This is a genomic window from Acinetobacter sp. YH12208 (genome assembly GCF_013418055.1).
Lineage (GTDB): Bacteria > Pseudomonadota > Gammaproteobacteria > Pseudomonadales > Moraxellaceae > Acinetobacter > Acinetobacter pseudolwoffii.
In genome coordinates, this window is record NZ_VPCT01000008.1 from 76,612 (window position 1) to 90,987 (window position 14,376).

Here is a 14,376-nt window from a genome sequence, read left to right on the forward strand (position 1 = left end):
CCTAAATCTCTCTTTTCTAAAGAGGAACTCTCCTTCCTGACTAAGTTTTAAAGCAGGATTTTAAAACGAAGCACAAGCAAGAAGGCAGGGAGGGCTGACTAAAAACTTAAATCAATATCACTTAAGGCATCGCCTACTGTTTCAATAACATCCGAAGCAAGGCTGATGGCATCAGATGCCAAACTGACCACATCGATCCCCGCTGTCCAATCTGCTGAACTTGCCTGCTGTTGTTGCTGTTCTTGTTGCTTAAGCTGTTCCGCCTTTTGAACATTTGGAATCACGTCATTCTGTTCTTTTCTAATTGTGGTTCAGATGAAGTCATCATTTTTCCTTTTTATTTTATAACCATTTTTTTCAATATATAAAAAAAGCCTTTCGACTGAAAGGCTTTTTGTCATTCAAACCATATTAAAGCGTTGCCAAAATATCTTTTAAAGTCTGACGCATATTCTTAGACTGGGTAATAGGACGGCCAATCACCAAATGAGTCGAGCCGTCCAGCATCGCCTGTTTCGGTGTCACAATACGCTTCTGATCATCGGCATTTGAGCCTTCAGGACGAATACCGGGTGTTACCAAAGCAAAGTCTTGGCCTAATGTTTCACGTAACATTTTTGCTTCTTGAGCTGAACACACCACCCCGTCCAGGCCACTGTTTTTGGTCAGTTGAGCCAGACGCTTGACATGCTCATTTGGCTCAATATCCAGACCAATATCTTTGAGGTCTTCACGACCCATTGAAGTCAGCACTGTCACAGCAATGAGTTGAGTTTTATAGTTGCCTGCTTGTAAACGCTCCACACAGGTTTCCATCATTTTTCGGCCACCAGATGCATGTACATTCACCATCCATACACCCAAATCAGCTGCCGCGCAGACTGCCTGTGCAGTCGTATTTGGAATATCATGAAATTTCAGATCCAGAAATACATCAAAACCTTTGTCTTGAAGTGCTCTGACAATGATTGGACCTTCATGGGTAAATAACTCTTTGCCCACTTTTAGTCGACACAAGGCAGGATCTAGCTGTTCTGCAATGGCTAAGGCATCAAATTGGCTTTTGGCATCTAGTGCAACAATGATACTCAAGAGATTATCCCTTCAAATAGGCAAAAAATAAGCCCATTATAATGGGCTTTGATTTTCATTGGTAATATCTAATACAGTTTTTTCATGCCGGGTATGGGCTGCTGCTTCAGCGGCCATTAACTTGGCTGTATTCAACTGTTCCTTACGCAGATGTTCAATGTCTTTACGTAATCGCTTGATTTCCCAATTGGTCTGGAAAACCCGGAAGATTTGAACGCCCAATAACAGGCCTAACACGACGCCTAGAGATAGGGTAAGGAGCAGCAATAATCCTAGACGCATTGCAGGAACTTGAGTAAATAACAAGTCCACGGACAATTCGGTACCATTTTGCAAAACCAAAGCCAATGAATAGCCAAACAGCACCAATAAAAGAACGACCAGAACGTAACGCATGAACACCCCGTAAATATTTACAATTATTTATTTGCAGATTCGTTTACAGCATCCCGAAGGGCCTTACCTGGCTTAAAGTGCGGAACTGCTTTTGCAGCCACTTCTACAGATTTACCAGTTTTAGGGTTACGACCCACGCGTGGCTCACGATGATGCAATGCAAAACTACCAAATCCGCGAATCTCGATACGATTGTCAGATGATAAAGCTTCTATCATTTGATCAATCATAATTTTAACCGCTTCTTCCACTAAAGGCTCGGCCAAATGCGGATTTTTTAATGCAATGCGCTCTATTAAGTCAGACTTATTAAGTGCTTCAGTAGTCATCTGCGACCTCTTTAATTATCAAGCTACTTGGGATCTATTTCCCGATAATAACCTGTTTAAATACAAAACGGTAGCGCAATAATTAAATACTACGCTACCGTTTACAGTATTTGTATAAAAAGTATTAGTTAACTTACATTAACAATACAATTCAAACGTCTACTTAGTTGCCCATTTGAGCTTTGATCAGGTCACCAATCGTCTTAGGACCATTGTCTTGACCAGCAGCTGGCGCTGTTTTCAAGTTAGCAACTGCTTCTTTCTCTTCAGCTTCGTCTTTCGCTTTGATAGACAAGTTGATTGCGCGAGATTTACGATCAACGTTGATGATCTTCGCTTCCACTTCTTGACCAACTTCAAGGAACTTAGTTGCATCTTCAACGCGATCGCGGTTGATTTCAGATGCTTTCAGAGTCGCTTCAACTTCGTCAGCCAACTTAACAGTCGCGCCTTTCGCATCAACTGCAGTTACAGTACCTTTAACCAACGCACCGCGTTCGTTAGCAGCAAGGAAGTCATTGAACGGATCGTTGTTCATTTGCTTGATGCCAAGGCTGATACGGTTGCCTTCAGCGTCTACAGAAAGGATAACCGCTTCAACAGTGTCGCCTTTCTTGTAACGACGAATCGCTTCTTCGCCTTGTTCGTTCCAAGAAATATCAGACAAGTGAACTAGACCGTCGATACCGCCTGGTAAACCGATGAAGATACCAAAGTCAGTGATAGATTTGATCGTACCAGAAACTTTTTCGCCTTTGTCGTGGTCTTTAGCAAACTCTTCCCATGGGTTAGCACGAGTTTGTTTGATACCAAGAGAAATACGACGACGCTCTTCATCAACTTCAAGAACCATAACATCAACTTCATCACCGATCTGAACAACTTTAGATGGGTGGATGTTTTTGTTCGTGTGATCCATTTCTGAAACGTGTACTAAACCTTCAACGCCTTCAGCAATTTCAGCGAAACAACCGTAGTCAGTCAGGTTAGTTACGCGCGCTTTAACGATTGAACCTTTAGGGTAACGGTTCATGATCGCTAACCATGGATCTTCGCCAAGTTGTTTAAGACCTAGAGAAACACGGTTACGCTCGCGGTCGAACTTAAGTACTTTAACAGTAACTTCTTGACCCACTTCAACAACTTCTGAAGGATGCTTGATGCGTTTCCAAGCCATATCAGTGATGTGAAGAAGACCGTCAATACCGCCAAGGTCAACGAATGCACCGTAGTCAGTAAGGTTTTTGATCGTACCAGTAACAGTTTGACCTTCTTCAAGCTGAGCAAGAAGAGCTTCACGGTCAGCTGAAGATTCAGCTTCCATAACAGCACGACGTGAAACAACAACGTTGTTACGTTTAGCGTCAAGTTTGATTACTTTAAATTCTAACTCTTTGCCTTCTAGGTGAGTCGTATCACGAATAGGACGAGTATCAACTAAAGAACCTGGAAGGAACGCACGTACTGGACCGATGTCAACAGTGAAACCGCCTTTAACTTTACCAGAGATAACACCAGTAACGATTTCGCCGTCTTCAAAGATTTTTTCAAGTTTAGTCCAAGTCTCAGCGCGTTTAGCTTTTTCGCGAGAAAGAACAGTTTGACCCATACCGTTGTCAAGCGCTTCAACAACTACGTCTACAGTGTCGCCAACTTGAACTTCAAGTTCGCGCTGTTCATTTAAGAACTCAGCACGGTCAACAACGCCTTCAGATTTAAGGCCAGTGTCAACAGTTACCCAATCAGAGTCAATGCTTACTACAACGCCCTGGATAACTGCACCCTTTTCAACGTTGAGGTTTAATTCACTTGCTTCAAAGAGGGCTGCAAAAGATTCGGTCATGATATTTCCGATAAAGTCAGCGGTCTTGGATCAGACAAGGCCGGTTTAATTAAGCATCTACATAGTCCATATAAAACTGATCAAGCTATGCGTTTGCTGATAAAATCAGGTTAATTGGCTAACTGCTGGTCCACATAAGTGGTCATCAACTGGAATACCTCATCAATGTTCAAATTTGAACTATCGATAATGTAAGCATCGTCGGCAGGCTTGAGTGGAGCGACAGTGCGTTCCATATCTCGTTTATCACGCGCGATGATATTAGCTAAAATATCGTTTATTTTAACATCCAGCCCCATACCCTGCAACTGCTTTACACGTCTTTGCGCGCGCGATTCAGCCGATGCAGTCAAATATATTTTAGCCTGAGCTTGCGGGAAGATACTTGTGGCCATATCGCGGCCATCTGCCACCAGACCAGGTGCCTGTGCAAAAGCATGTTGACGTGAAACCATTGCCATTCTAAGCTCAGGAATTGCAGCAACTTTTGAAGCAAATTCTCCGACGCGTTCAGTTCGAATGGTCTGGGAAACATCTTCGCCATCCAAGTATACCTGCACCCCGGTTTCGCTACTGACAAACTGGATATCCAGATTTGTTGCGATTTGTACGCATTCTGGCAACTTAATATCCATTAAATCCAGTAAATCATGGTGATGCAATGACAAACCCAAAAGTCGGTAGAGCGCGCCAGAATCCAATAAGTGAAACTGATAATGTGCAGCCAGTTTTGCTGCCAACGTGCCTTTGCCAGACCCACTTGGACCATCAATGGTAATAATTTGAACTGTCATTGCTTTCCCGTTGTTGTTTAAACAGATTTTGCGAGTTTCGTCAGGCCTAGTTTAATCGCTGCCTGTAACTGTGCAAGAATTAATTTACTCACAAAAGGCGCACGCGCCTGTAATTCAATCGTATAGGTGACCAGGGTTTTATCATCGGCCAGCGCTTCAAATTCGATAATCCCCAGATGATGCTTGATCAATGGATTTTTAATAATCTGATATTCAATACGAGCATTCGGCTCAAACAATGTAATCTGTTCTTTCAGCGGCTTGAGCGGCCCCACCCCCATAGCACGCACCGAACCTAGTCCATCCGGATGTTCAGCATCTGCAGAATCCTTGATTCGTTCAACCTGCATCGGCGCAAAGGCAATATTATAGGTGGCATGCTTAGACATTAAATCAAAGACTTCATCAATCGATGCCGGAAATTCTTTTTTTACTTGAATGCTATGCATTATTTTTCCTGAAATTATAGATTCGAAACTAAGGAATTTTAGCGATAAAGTAGATTTATTTCTGCGTATTTAATAATTTTTCTTGTAACCTGAGTTGCCGCTTCTGCTCACGACGCAACTTGAAAAATGCACTAAGCTGTTCGGAGCATTGCTGCTGCATGCAGCCTGCTTCAAAGGAAAATACATGATTATAATAGCCCGTTTCAAATAATTGACGTGCACTGACCAGTGAACCCGCTTTCGCTTCAAATGCGCCAAATACTACCCGTGAAACCCGTGAATGTACCAAAGCACCAACACACATGGTGCACGGCTCAAGGGTTACATACAGCACTGCATCGTCAGGTAGTCGATAATTCTGGATATTTTGACAGGCATCACGCAGCGCCACAATCTCGGCATGCGCGGTCGGATCATTTAAGGAAATCGGCGCATTAAAGCCCTGACCAATGATCTGATTCTGACTAACAATAATCGCACCCACCGGAATTTCGCCCTGTGCGGCAGCAAGTGCAGCCTGCGCATAGGCAAGCTGCATCCAGTATTCATGACTCAATTGTGTTTCGGACATGTAAGACTTAAATCACACCATACTGTTTTAACAAGGCATTCCAGCTTTCAATATTGGTCACCGGAGGGTTTGCAGACAAAATACCTTTTAAGCTCATATCTGCACCCTTTTTCCATGCAGGAGAAAGGTCTTTATCCACCAGACGCGCGCGTACCCCCTCAACGAAATCATGATGACGGATTTTCCAGTCAGAAATCTGGGTTTCCAGTTCAAAAATTTCATTCCAGGAATGTACCTGTTTACCCCATTGCCAGAGCAACCAGGTCAATGCAGCTGTAGTTGGTGAACCTTTTTGCAGATTTTCACTGGCTTGACGCAACCAGTCACTGCGCGCATCACTCAGACCGATAATCGATTCATAATCATGCTCGAAGTTGACACCACGACAAACACTATGAATCACATCCAGAGAGTTTTGCAGTGGTCCTGGCCCTACCGGACGATGCATACTATTTAAAGTGTCATCAATGGCACGGAAGTCACCGGCAGGATAATGATCCCAGTCAATATTAATCACTTTATCTAAAACTGAATCACGCTGTGCATCACAAATATGTGTTGCCCAGCCAATCCCATAAGCGCCTGCAGCGGTCATGATTGAACCGGTCAAGCCGGTAAATAAACCAATCGCGCCCCGATCGGCCAGGAAGCGAGTTGCACCCACATCGGGATATAAACCGATATTGATTTCAGGCATCGCCAAACGCGAATACGGCGTCACTAAACGGAAAGGTGCCGCCATAAACAGACCAAGGCCCCCACCCATCACATAACCTTCACCCCAGACCAAAACCGGTTTGGCATAATTATGCAATAACAGATCCAGCGCATATTCCTGTTCAAAAAACTTATTGGCAGCCGCCACTTCATCGTTAATGACCAGTTGACGTAATTTACGCACATCGCCGCCGGCACAGAATGCTTTCGGTGTGGTTGAATCTAACCAGATCGCTTTTACGCTGTCATCCGTATGAAAATCCTGAAATACTTCCAAAAGTGCAGAAGCAATCGATTCATCCAGAGCATGCAAAGACTTTGGACGATTTAAACGAACGATACGCCAGCCATTATGCGCTTCTTCAACGATCAAATCCGGATGATAAGTTTTATTAAGGGGAGAATATGTCATGCGTCCAGCTGCCAATCTATAGGCTCAATGCCATGTTGTTTGAGATAGTTATTCGATTTTGAAAATACTTTACAACCAAAAAAACCACCACGGTTTGCGGCCAAAGGCGATGGATGTGCGGCCTTTAACACAAGATGCTTGTCCTGATTGATGCGCTGTCCTTTACGCTGTGCGTATGCGCCCCAAAGAATAAAGACAATATGTTCACGCTGCTCATTTAAAACATCAATGACGTGATCGGTGAATTCTTCCCAACCGCGCTTTTGATGCGAAGTCGGCTGACCTGCTTCTACGGTCAGTACTGCATTTAACAGAAGCACACCCTGCTCCGCCCAATGCGTCAAGTCACCATGCTTTGGTCGTTCAACCCCGACATCCGCATGTAACTCGTGAAAAATATTACGCAAAGATGGCGGCAATGCAACCCCTTTTTGCACCGAAAAGCTTAATCCATGCGCCTGATTCGGGCCATGATAAGGATCTTGCCCTAAAATGACCACTTTAACCCGATCGAGCGGCGTGGTATTCAAGGCATTAAAAATCAGATGATTGGGAGGATAAATTGTTTTATCTGCTTTTTTTTCTTCAATCAGAAAAGCTTTTAATTCGTCCATTTTCGGACTGAGTAAAAACTCACTCAATCCATATTTCCAGCTTTCATCCAACTGAACCTTATTCAGTTTGGCCAGTTGCTGTTCATTTAAAGACATTCTTCAATCCTAAATCTATGTCAATGGATTTCAAGTCACGCAGACTTTAAATCTGTACCTGTAAATCTACAGTCGGGTTATGAAATGCTGTGCCCTGTTTCAGCTTGTTCAACATGTCCGGATCGGTCCATTCAGCTTGCACCTGTTCAGAAAACTCAATTTGATCCAGACTCAGAATGCCCATCTGTTCATTTTGAATATCTTCTAAAAAGCTTTGTGCATAACCGGTATCGGTTTCATGCATAATCACAGAATAGACTTCGACATCACCTTCGCCATTTTGAGTCACGGTCGATGCCAGCACTTGTTGCGCCAGAAAGAAAAAGATACGTGAAAACTGCTCTGCCGATGGTGATACCGGTAACGACACCCATCGCGCACTGAAAGTTTTGCAAGCCTGAATATATTCCGGGTCGTCATTTTGCCAGAAACAGATCGCATGATCGAAAGAATCAAAGAAATCCTTAATCACACCTTTAAGCAGACCAAAGTCATAGACCATTTGCCCATGATCTAATTTCGAGGCTTTTAACAGTAGCTCGACTTTATAACTATGGCCATGGATCGAACGCTTACAGCGATCTGACGTGCAGTTACGCACAATATGAGCATTCTCAAACTTAAATAACTTACGAATTAACATATGCCGTAATGTCGTCAAAAAATAGGTGAATTGATTTTGATTATAAAGCAAAACTACAGCTTTGAGGATTAATTTTGCTGTTCAGCCTGATAGGGAAAAGGGATCAAGCTGCTGTTCAGATTTAGACTGACAGTATAACTGAATAAGCCCTGACTAAAAGGGTGCCATACTGCGATAAGCCACATATACCTGTTTGTCCTGACGAACCAGATCACTACTGAACTGGCGCTTGCGTTCACTCAAGACCACTTCGATCTGAGCTTTAAAATAATTGGATTGCACTCCGAGCAAGCTATTAAACAGATTACGCTTGGCAGCATCGACTTGCGCAAACGGTTCGAGTGACCATAACTCAGACACATTAGAAAAGTGTTCCAAATTGGCCTGTCGCTGATCCAGCAATTGTTGTATTGCATTCACATCCAGTTTTTCATCCATACTGGCCAACAGAAAAGCAGATGCTGTATTAATATTGACCGGACTTTCCTGCATCGGTGCAGCACTCAGATAAGGTGCTATCCGTTTGTACTTATTTTCTTCAAAACCACGTACCAGCTTTAATTCCTCTACGCTATGAAATTTTGCATTCGGTGGTAAAGCGGCATTCGGTAAGCCTTGATAATAATTAGATTCGGCACCCATACCTCCACTCACCAGCTCGTTTTCATCCTGCCAGTCAATTACGGCTTCACTGAGCTGCGCTGGCAAACCTGCACGTTTTAAAATCAGCTCGAACCATGCTTTGGCATTTTCATTGACGCTATCTTCAGCAGTGATCAGGCTATTTAAATTAAACTTGCCCGATTCATCCTGGATGATTCCGGAAACATAGCCGTCATCGACCGGAAAAGCCGGCATCGGCTGCGCCCAGGTTTCCTGTAGATGATCAACCTCTGCGGCATTTTCAGCATCATCCACCAGTAATTCAGAAAAAAAGGCTTCGGCACTTTTGGCATACATCAGCGACTGATTTTGCCGCATCAGATAGGCGGTACTTTCAGCAGTTGCAGCCTGACGCTGGGCAATCGTGGCTGCCAGAATAGTCGCCAATGCCACCATCACCAGAATGGTAATCAGTGCAATGCCCTGCTGCTGCTTCAGCCTCTGTTTATTCATTTTCATTTTTTATGATTCTTAGCCGGGTTGACCTGTATTCTGATTATCAAGCAAAAAGTCCGTATTTAATAAACTAAACAGCCACTCATAGCTGACGCCATTCACGGTTAAATTGATTTTAATGCCTTTGGGCAAGCGCTGTTTCTGCTCTAGCTGATTTAAATCCATAGAAGAATCAGGCCACTGTGTGAGTTCATTTGGATTCAGCACCACAACCTGAAATTGCTCAACGTCCGATAATAAAATACTGGATTCAGGTTGATCACGACCGGTCTGATTCAGGTTGCGATATTTCAGTCGATACAGTTTTTGTTCATCGGCCCGATACTGATATTCAATGCGTTCATCTGGCGAAATACCCTCCTCCAGAGGATCAGTCACGCCAGTTTTACTAAAATTAAAACGGCCATTTTGCAAAACCAGAGCCGGTTGAATATCACTATTGATATTGGCCGTTAAAGGGACTGCCTGTACCGTATCCCGTAAAATTTGCTGATAGGTTTCCTGTAGCTGACCTAGACGCTGTTCATGTACTGCATTTTGATCTTTGGTTTTGACAATATAATCAAAAACTTTCCAGCCCAAAGCAGACAGTACCGCAAAGATTGCAATGGCAACCAATAATTCGACCAGGGTAAATCCTTTAGGCTTCATGGCGTATTGTTCATGCGATGATTAAAGAACATCAAGCTGCTGATCCCGGATGCAACTTGACCAGTCTCCTGATTGACCAGACTGACCTGTAGTTCAATACGCTGCACATTGGGACTGATCGTCGGTTCACTGCGCTTGTCAATTTGCCAGGTTTCGCCTTGCTGGGTCAGCTGTTTGGAGGCCGTACCATCCATCCATTGCTGATTGATTTCCATTTGAGCCACTTCGTTCAGGGCAACAAACTGTGCTTTGGTGCGCAGAATGGCATTCGAGGTTGACTGGGTATATTGCATCGCGACTTTGGTCAGCGTCATGGCTGCGGTGGCGAAAATTGCCAGTGCAACCATAACTTCCAGCAAGGTAAAGCCTGAGCTGCGATGAGTGAAATGCTGTTTCACCGCTGCGCAAGACGAAGAGCTCTGCTCGAAGTGCCCACAATGCAATCGATCAGCACTCGATTTAAATGGTTTGATCAGCCTGGAGCACACACTTTGCTTGAAAGATCTAGATTTCATTGATTTTACCCAGATGATCCACCTCAATCGCAGAGCCGACTTCGCGATCTTCTAAAAAGAACTGAATCCGTACCGGCTTGACCTCACCATTCCCCAGCCAGATCAATTGAGGAGAATTCACCTGCGTCAGATCACGATTTTGCGCACGGGCATAACGCTGTTGTTCTAGCCCCTGAATCCGAAAAGACACATGATCCGGCAGCTTACGTAATTTAAATTCTGTATAACTCTGCCATTTTTCATTTTGCAGGTTCTGTTCAGTCTGCGCTGCTGAACGATATTCTACAATCCCATAACGAAATGGCGAGACATCGGTCGCGGGTTGCATATCAAGCGCCAGTATTCTGGACTGGTCATTCGCCTCACGCATGACCCGCTGCAAGTCTAATAACAAAATCTCGCGTGCCTGCATGGCCTTACGCTGATCGACACCACTGGTATTCAGCAATACCAGTGAGGCCATGATTCCCATAATCACAATCACCACCATCAATTCGATGAGGGTAAAGCCACGAACTGCGCTGTGAGATGATCTGATCATACTAAGCTCTAACCTTAGGCAAACTGCTCGGCAGAATGCACCTGCTTTGGCAAAGCCAGTGCTTGATCGATATAGGCCACGCGCAAGGTATCGCGTGAACCCAGATAACGCTGATAAAAACTGGAATTGAGAATTGCAGCGGCGCCATGGGTCAGTGACCAGATCGACGCCAGATAGTCACGCACCGACATGCGGCTATGAATTGAAACCAGATAAGTTTCTGTCATGCGGATGATCAGGCGTAAACGCTGTTTGCGTACCTGATACAGTTCACTGAATAGATGCTGAATTCCCACGCCAGTCGTTGACAGACGTTCTTCAATCTGATGGAACAGCACCGTACGTTCTGGATGATGTAAATGGTGCAACATAAAGAAGGCCAGATGTTCAGGAAAAGCTTTATCACTATCCTGAATCATTTCCAGCAACATGCGCTCATTACGGATAATCAGCAACATATACAGTTCATCTTTACTCTGAAAATGTTTATAGAGTGTCCCTTTGGCCAGATCAAGTTCAGCAGCAAGCGCATCTAGCGTCATTCCTGCTTCACCATTTTCCAGCAGGAGCTGCTCTGCGACTTGAAAAATCAAGGTTTCTCTTGCTCGAAACTGAGCCTGACGATCCATCTTCACCCTATAAACTCTCTTGTACTTTATATAACTTTATTTACTTTAAATTTAGAAGATTTTCAAAGTTCTGCTTTGTGATAGAAGCCATTTCTTCTAGCGACTTATCATATACATCACAAAGCGCTTTGGCTACATAAGGAACGTATTTAGGTTCGTTAGATTTACCACGATATGGCATCGGCGCAAGATAAGGACTATCGGTTTCAATCAGTACACGATCCAGCGGAACCTGTTTGGCCACATCACGCAGATCCTGGGCATTTTTAAACGAGATAATCCCGGAAAATGAGACATAATAACCGCAGTCTAAAACCGATTTGGCAGTTTCCCAATCTTCAGTAAAGCAATGCAAGATGCCATGCGTGGATTTTTCCGCACGGATAATATCCACGGTATCATGCTTGGCAGCACGGGTATGTACCACCACCGGTTTCTTAGTGATTTGCGAAGCATGGATATGACGGGCAAAGCAGGCTTTTTGTTCTTCGACAAAATCTGTACTGTGATAATAATCCAGACCGGTTTCACCGAGCGCCCAGACTTTTTCTGGTTGTGCCAGCTCGACCAGATATTCAGTCGTGGCACGCGCCATAGTTGCAGCATCTTCGCAAGGATGTACCCCGACGGTATAACCGACATCCGGGTGACGCGCGGCAATTTTCGCCAGCGCGATATGATCATCCAGATCGACCGAGATACTCATGAATCTGGATACACCCGCTTCACGGGCCTGTGCGAGTGCCTGATCCAGATCACCGTTATACGGCGTTAAATCCAGCATCGTTAAATGACAATGAGTATCTACAAACACAATGCGTTCCTACCACAGCTAAATGAACTACATAGTGTAACTTTTACGCCCTTCAGATTTAAGACCTGCAACCAGACGATCTGCTTCATTTTTGAAATAAACACCCTTTTCACCGCTTAACTGGATGCCAAAGCCTTGTGGCTTGATGCCATTCTGCTTTTGCGAGACCCAGATGACTTTACCAGTTAAAGGAATTTTCTGGGTCTGGTCAGGCAAAGTGGTCAATACAAAAACTTCTTCGCCCAGTTTGACCGGCTGCTTGGAAGGAATAAAAAGCCCACCACCCACAACATAAGGCATATAGCTGGCAAACAGTGTTTCAATGTCAGGAATATTGGCCTGAATAATACCGCCCATACGTGGTTGCATGTGATTTCCCCTTAATTAAAGATTCATCAGCTTGATAAACAGCTCATCGATCACCAGATTGCTTTGAACATTCTGCTCGAGATATTGCTTGGAACGCTGAAAATCTTCATAAATTTTAAAAAGTGCTGCTAATGAATATTGTTCGGCAAGCACATTAAACTCAAGATCAATGTTTTTCACCGTTTGATTGAGCTTGACACAAATTAAATCGGACAACAAGTATTCAAACATGGGAGCAAATTCACCAAAGCTCAGGCTTTTGTTCCATTTGGTCGCAATTGCAAGCGGCATATTTTTTTGCATCACCAGTTTTTGCCAGTCTTGCAGGAATTCCTGACGCAGTGGCAGCCAGGCACTTTGTGCAACCTCGAGTGCTTGTAAGGGCATCTGATTGGACAGGTTCATCAATAACTGTTGCTGGCTAGAACCTGCATCCGGCAACTGTGCCTGAACATAATCACTAAATTGTTCTGCAGAAATCCGGTCTAAGGCAAAATGCTGCAAGCGACTCCGTATCGTTGCAGGCAATTTTAAATAATGATCTGCCAGCAAAATAATGACCGTATTGTCACCGGGTTCTTCTAGCGTTTTCAATAATGCATTAGCAGAGGAGATATTTAAGGCTTCCGCAGGTTCAATTACAATCACTCGCCAGCCATCGACGGTCTGCTGCACAAAAGGCAACAGATCACGAATCTTTTCAATCTTGATTTTGGCATTCTGTTTTTTATTGTCTTCGTCGGTGCTGATATGCACATAATTGGGATGCGTATCAGCCTTGAGCCATTGGCAACTGCCACATTCGCCACATGCACCAGAAGACTGCCGATTCAGACACAAGACCCAAGCCAGAAACTGCTGGCTAAATGCCTCCTTGCCACAGCCTTTTTTGCCATAAAACAATAAACCATGCCCAAGCTTGGGAAAACGTCCGGTCAGCGTTTCCCAAACCTGTTGCTGCCATGGATAAATCTGTGCATTGACATCAAAAGGCATGTATTCAACTCTTCTTAAGCAAAATGAGAAAGATCCATTTGATTCAATCGATCCAGATCTTCTTGAGTATCCACACCCGGTGGCAAATTGGCTTCAGCCACGGCAATCGCAATACGGTGACCATTTTCCAGTACCCGCAATTGCTCTAGGGATTCCAGTTTTTCCAGACCCCCCATCTCCCAAGTGACATATTCTTGAAGCAGTTTTACACGGTAAGCATATAAACCTAAATGACGATAGGCCTGATTATGCAGTTTTGCTTCAGCCAGTTTCGCGCCATCACGGTCATAAGGAATGGTGGCACGGCTAAAATACAAAGCTTGATTATGTTTGGACATCACCACTTTAACAATGCTGTCACGCTTAAATTCGTCTAGTTGATGAATCGGCTCACATAGCGTCGACATCGAAGAATCCGGTTGATCTTCTAGAAGTTGTGCCACCTGTTTCACCAGTTGTGCCGGCAATAAAGGCTCATCACCCTGCACATTGACAATAATATCGTGACTGTCCCAGCCTTTGATCCGCGCTACTTCACTGAGGCGGTCTGTCCCAGAAGGATGATCCACCGAAGTAATCACCACATCAACACCTTCGGCACGACAAACCTCAGCAATACGCTGATCATCGGTCGCCACACACAAATCATCAAAACCTTGTACTTTTTTGGCTTGATCCACCACACGCAGAATCATGGGACGACCATGAATGTCCAGCAAGGGTTTACCCGGCAAACGTGAACTGGCAAAACGTGCAGGAATAACAATGTGTTTCATACTGAATAAG

20 protein-coding genes are annotated in these 14,376 nt (G+C 44.2%); all 20 read right to left on the reverse strand.

The genetic code is table 11. From position 1 onward, the window contains the following. Window positions 1-98: 98 nt before the first annotated feature. The 20 genes from FTU95_RS09565 to kdsB all read right to left on the reverse strand — a co-directional run bounded on the left by FTU95_RS09565 (window position 99) and on the right by kdsB (window position 14,366). Window positions 99-284, reverse strand: coding sequence for a hypothetical protein (locus tag FTU95_RS09565; RefSeq protein WP_180078254.1), 186 nt, complete (start codon window positions 282-284; stop codon window positions 99-101). 127 nt (window positions 285-411) lie between these two features. Next, entirely contained in the window at window positions 412-1,092 is a 681-nt protein-coding gene (gene pyrF / locus FTU95_RS09570; protein WP_005097309.1) for an orotidine-5'-phosphate decarboxylase, read from the reverse strand. Between the two features lie 36 nt (window positions 1,093-1,128). Next, window positions 1,129-1,488 (reverse strand): lipopolysaccharide assembly protein LapA domain-containing protein, encoded by a 360-nt coding sequence (locus tag FTU95_RS09575; protein WP_074383247.1) that lies wholly within the window; start codon window positions 1,486-1,488, stop codon window positions 1,129-1,131. A gap of 23 nt (window positions 1,489-1,511) precedes the next feature. Further along, window positions 1,512-1,817, reverse strand: coding sequence for an integration host factor subunit beta (locus tag FTU95_RS09580; protein WP_005097312.1), 306 nt, complete (start codon window positions 1,815-1,817; stop codon window positions 1,512-1,514). 163 nt (window positions 1,818-1,980) lie between these two features. Further along, window positions 1,981-3,660: a 30S ribosomal protein S1 gene (gene rpsA / locus FTU95_RS09585; protein WP_005097313.1), complete on the reverse strand. Its 1,680-nt coding sequence runs from the start codon at window positions 3,658-3,660 to the stop codon at window positions 1,981-1,983. Between the two features lie 110 nt (window positions 3,661-3,770). After that, a complete protein-coding gene (gene cmk, locus FTU95_RS09590; protein ID WP_005170422.1) occupies window positions 3,771-4,454 on the reverse strand; it encodes a (d)CMP kinase in 684 nt (227 codons plus the stop codon). Window positions 4,455-4,471: 17 nt separating this feature from the next. Next, window positions 4,472-4,903, reverse strand: coding sequence for an SRPBCC family protein (locus FTU95_RS09595; protein WP_005097315.1), 432 nt, complete (start codon window positions 4,901-4,903; stop codon window positions 4,472-4,474). Between the two features lie 55 nt (window positions 4,904-4,958). Then, window positions 4,959-5,474: a tRNA adenosine(34) deaminase TadA gene (gene tadA / locus FTU95_RS09600; protein ID WP_100358124.1), complete on the reverse strand. Its 516-nt coding sequence runs from the start codon at window positions 5,472-5,474 to the stop codon at window positions 4,959-4,961. A gap of 7 nt (window positions 5,475-5,481) precedes the next feature. Continuing rightward, window positions 5,482-6,603: an enoyl-CoA hydratase/isomerase family protein gene (locus tag FTU95_RS09605; RefSeq protein ID WP_005097318.1), complete on the reverse strand. Its 1,122-nt coding sequence runs from the start codon at window positions 6,601-6,603 to the stop codon at window positions 5,482-5,484. Continuing rightward, a complete protein-coding gene (gene ung, locus FTU95_RS09610; RefSeq protein ID WP_074383250.1) occupies window positions 6,600-7,313 on the reverse strand; it encodes a uracil-DNA glycosylase in 714 nt (237 codons plus the stop codon). Before ung ends, FTU95_RS09605 begins: the two co-directional genes overlap by 4 nt. A gap of 46 nt (window positions 7,314-7,359) precedes the next feature. After that, a complete protein-coding gene (locus tag FTU95_RS09615) occupies window positions 7,360-7,956 on the reverse strand; it encodes a 6-carboxytetrahydropterin synthase (RefSeq protein WP_005097321.1) in 597 nt (198 codons plus the stop codon). 153 nt (window positions 7,957-8,109) lie between these two features. Next, the gene (gspK, locus tag FTU95_RS09620) at window positions 8,110-9,078 is read right to left on the reverse strand and encodes a type II secretion system minor pseudopilin GspK (protein WP_100355371.1); all 969 of its coding nucleotides are present in this window, start codon (window positions 9,076-9,078) and stop codon (window positions 8,110-8,112) included. Window positions 9,079-9,090: 12 nt separating this feature from the next. Next, entirely contained in the window at window positions 9,091-9,726 is a 636-nt protein-coding gene (gspJ, locus tag FTU95_RS09625; protein WP_005170411.1) for a type II secretion system minor pseudopilin GspJ, read from the reverse strand. Then, entirely contained in the window at window positions 9,723-10,124 is a 402-nt protein-coding gene (gene gspI, locus FTU95_RS09630; RefSeq protein ID WP_252721253.1) for a type II secretion system minor pseudopilin GspI, read from the reverse strand. The genes gspJ and gspI overlap by 4 nt, the downstream gene beginning before the upstream one ends. A gap of 106 nt (window positions 10,125-10,230) precedes the next feature. Continuing rightward, a complete protein-coding gene (locus FTU95_RS09635; protein ID WP_100329620.1) occupies window positions 10,231-10,782 on the reverse strand; it encodes a type II secretion system protein in 552 nt (183 codons plus the stop codon). A 14-nt stretch (window positions 10,783-10,796) separates the two neighbouring features. Then, entirely contained in the window at window positions 10,797-11,411 is a 615-nt protein-coding gene (locus FTU95_RS09640; protein WP_100355372.1) for a TetR/AcrR family transcriptional regulator, read from the reverse strand. A gap of 40 nt (window positions 11,412-11,451) precedes the next feature. After that, a complete protein-coding gene (locus tag FTU95_RS09645; RefSeq protein ID WP_180078286.1) occupies window positions 11,452-12,225 on the reverse strand; it encodes a TatD family hydrolase in 774 nt (257 codons plus the stop codon). 27 nt (window positions 12,226-12,252) lie between these two features. Then, window positions 12,253-12,594 (reverse strand): PilZ domain-containing protein, encoded by a 342-nt coding sequence (locus FTU95_RS09650; RefSeq protein ID WP_004278877.1) that lies wholly within the window; start codon window positions 12,592-12,594, stop codon window positions 12,253-12,255. 15 nt (window positions 12,595-12,609) lie between these two features. Continuing rightward, window positions 12,610-13,590 (reverse strand): DNA polymerase III subunit delta' C-terminal domain-containing protein, encoded by a 981-nt coding sequence (locus FTU95_RS09655; RefSeq protein WP_100329621.1) that lies wholly within the window; start codon window positions 13,588-13,590, stop codon window positions 12,610-12,612. A gap of 14 nt (window positions 13,591-13,604) precedes the next feature. Next, window positions 13,605-14,366 carry a 3-deoxy-manno-octulosonate cytidylyltransferase gene (gene kdsB / locus FTU95_RS09660; protein ID WP_100329622.1) on the reverse strand — a complete coding sequence of 254 codons (762 nt, stop codon included), beginning with the start codon at window positions 14,364-14,366 and terminating at the stop codon, window positions 13,605-13,607. Window positions 14,367-14,376 lie beyond the last annotated feature (10 nt).

What these genes read in the sequence shown, in the direction of transcription:
- FTU95_RS09575 (WP_074383247.1), bottom strand. Translation starts at nt 1,488, where the DNA reads ATGCGTTACGTTCTGGTCGTTCTTTTATTGGTGCTGTTTGGCTATTCA.
- FTU95_RS09635 (WP_100329620.1), bottom strand. Translation starts at nt 10,782, where the DNA reads ATGATCAGATCATCTCACAGCGCAGTTCGTGGCTTTACCCTCATCGAA.
- kdsB (WP_100329622.1), bottom strand. Translation starts at nt 14,366, where the DNA reads ATGAAACACATTGTTATTCCTGCACGTTTTGCCAGTTCACGTTTGCCG.
- FTU95_RS09605 (WP_005097318.1), bottom strand. Translation starts at nt 6,603, where the DNA reads ATGACATATTCTCCCCTTAATAAAACTTATCATCCGGATTTGATCGTT.
- gspJ (WP_005170411.1), bottom strand. Translation starts at nt 9,726, where the DNA reads ATGAAGCCTAAAGGATTTACCCTGGTCGAATTATTGGTTGCCATTGCA.
- FTU95_RS09595 (WP_005097315.1), bottom strand. Translation starts at nt 4,903, where the DNA reads ATGCATAGCATTCAAGTAAAAAAAGAATTTCCGGCATCGATTGATGAA.
- tadA (WP_100358124.1), bottom strand. Translation starts at nt 5,474, where the DNA reads ATGTCCGAAACACAATTGAGTCATGAATACTGGATGCAGCTTGCCTAT.
- FTU95_RS09580 (WP_005097312.1), bottom strand. Translation starts at nt 1,817, where the DNA reads ATGACTACTGAAGCACTTAATAAGTCTGACTTAATAGAGCGCATTGCA.
- cmk (WP_005170422.1), bottom strand. Translation starts at nt 4,454, where the DNA reads ATGACAGTTCAAATTATTACCATTGATGGTCCAAGTGGGTCTGGCAAA.
- rpsA (WP_005097313.1), bottom strand. Translation starts at nt 3,660, where the DNA reads ATGACCGAATCTTTTGCAGCCCTCTTTGAAGCAAGTGAATTAAACCTC.
- gspK (WP_100355371.1), bottom strand. Translation starts at nt 9,078, where the DNA reads ATGAAAATGAATAAACAGAGGCTGAAGCAGCAGCAGGGCATTGCACTG.
- FTU95_RS09640 (WP_100355372.1), bottom strand. Translation starts at nt 11,411, where the DNA reads ATGGATCGTCAGGCTCAGTTTCGAGCAAGAGAAACCTTGATTTTTCAA.
- FTU95_RS09615 (WP_005097321.1), bottom strand. Translation starts at nt 7,956, where the DNA reads ATGTTAATTCGTAAGTTATTTAAGTTTGAGAATGCTCATATTGTGCGT.
- ung (WP_074383250.1), bottom strand. Translation starts at nt 7,313, where the DNA reads ATGTCTTTAAATGAACAGCAACTGGCCAAACTGAATAAGGTTCAGTTG.
- FTU95_RS09655 (WP_100329621.1), bottom strand. Translation starts at nt 13,590, where the DNA reads ATGCCTTTTGATGTCAATGCACAGATTTATCCATGGCAGCAACAGGTT.
- FTU95_RS09650 (WP_004278877.1), bottom strand. Translation starts at nt 12,594, where the DNA reads ATGCAACCACGTATGGGCGGTATTATTCAGGCCAATATTCCTGACATT.